This window comes from Streptomyces sp. DvalAA-14 (assembly GCF_900091855.1).
In the GTDB taxonomy this organism is placed as follows: domain Bacteria; phylum Actinomycetota; class Actinomycetes; order Streptomycetales; family Streptomycetaceae; genus Actinacidiphila.
The window spans coordinates 1-1335 of record NZ_FMCH01000527.1 but is presented as its reverse complement, the minus strand read 5'-3'; the positions used below and the strand labels follow the sequence as shown (position 1 = coordinate 1335).

2 protein-coding genes are annotated in these 1335 nt (G+C 73.8%); both read left to right on the top strand.

Going from position 1 to position 1335, the window contains the following annotated elements; all coding sequences use genetic code 11:
* Positions 1-329: 329 nt before the first annotated feature.
* Complete coding sequence (locus GA0115240_RS28420) at positions 330-956, top strand: protoglobin domain-containing protein (RefSeq protein WP_093741036.1); 627 nt, start codon at positions 330-332, stop codon at positions 954-956.
* Positions 957-1023: 67 nt separating this feature from the next.
* Positions 1024-1320: a putative quinol monooxygenase gene (locus GA0115240_RS28415; protein WP_161302530.1), complete on the top strand. Its 297-nt coding sequence runs from the start codon at positions 1024-1026 to the stop codon at positions 1318-1320.
* The last annotated feature ends 15 nt before the right edge of the window (positions 1321-1335 follow it).

Genomic DNA, 1335 nt, shown 5'->3' with positions numbered 1-1335 from the left:
ACCCGGGACCGGTCCCGGCCGCGCCCGTCTTCGCCGCCCTCGACGCGGGGCCGGCCCCGCTGGCCGAGGACCGCCCGCTGAGCGCGGACGTGGCCGCGGCGGCGGAGCTGCTGCCGATGCTGGCGGAGCTGTGACCGCGCCCGGCGCCGGGCGGGACCGCCCGCCGACGGCTCCCGGCTGATCCCCCCTCCCCTGGTCCCCGGACCGCCGGGCCGCCGGGCCGCTGCTGCCGTCGGCGCCGGCCGCCGTCACCGCCGGGACGGGTCGCTCAGGGTGGCGCGCGGCGCCGGGGTGATGCGTTTTCGGTGAGAGTGGGGACATAGATCACCATGAACGAGTACGGACACACCCCCGAGACGGTCGTCGAGCACCCGGAGCAGATCCCCGGCTACACCTACGGCGGTCCCGAGGCCGCCCGCTCCCCGCTCACCCTGGAGGACCTCAGCCGGCTCAAGGCCGCGGTGGGCTTCACCGAGGAGGACACCGCCGCCCTGCACCGGGCCGGCCGGATCCTCGCCGAGCGGGCCGGCGACATGGTGACCGCCTGGCGGGCGCAGCTGCGCGAGCAGCCGTGGCTGGCCGGGTACTCCGGCCACCCGGACGGGACGCCCAACCCGGCCTACAGCGCCGCCAGCAAACCGCGCTTCGACCGCTGGATCATCGACGCCTGCGTCCGCCCGTTGGACCAGGACTGGCTGAACTACCAGCAGGAGATCGGGCTGCGCCACACCCGGGCGAAGAAGAACGCGACCGACCACGCCGACTCCCTGGACCACATTCCGATGCGCTTCCTGCTGGCCTTCACCGCGGTGGTCATCACCACGGCGCGCGACCATCTCGCGGCCGGCGGCGCCGAGGGGGCCGAGCTGGACCGCATGCACGCGGCCTTCACCAAGTCCGTGATGCTCCATGTCACGCTCTGGACCCGCGCCTACGTGCCCGCGGCCGACTGGTGACCGGGCCCGGACTGCCGCCGAACGAGCCGCCGCCGAGCCGGCCGGCACCTTCCGGAAAGGAAAATCCATGCCGCAGCTGCAGGTAATCGCCCACCACCACATCGCCGCCGGCGAGGACCTGGAGGAGATCTTCGCGCTGTACGCCCGGCTCACCGAGGCCAGCCGCGCCGAACCGGGGAATGTCTCCTTCGAGGTGTACCGCCAGGTGGGGGCCGAGCGCAGCGTCGTCATCCTGGAGCGCTACGCCTCGGCCGAGGCGTTCGCGGAGCACCAGCAGACGCCGCACTTCACCGGCCTGCTGCTCGGCCAGCTGGTGCCGCGCCTGGACAAGCGCTGGCGGGAGGCCTACGACGTGGCGGACTAGGCCGTGTCTGACAAA

Excerpts from the sequence above, each read along its gene's own strand:
- GA0115240_RS28420 (WP_093741036.1), top strand. The coding sequence starts at position 330 with ATGAACGAGTACGGACACACCCCCGAGACGGTCGTCGAGCACCCGGAG.
- GA0115240_RS28415 (WP_161302530.1), top strand. The coding sequence starts at position 1,024 with ATGCCGCAGCTGCAGGTAATCGCCCACCACCACATCGCCGCCGGCGAG.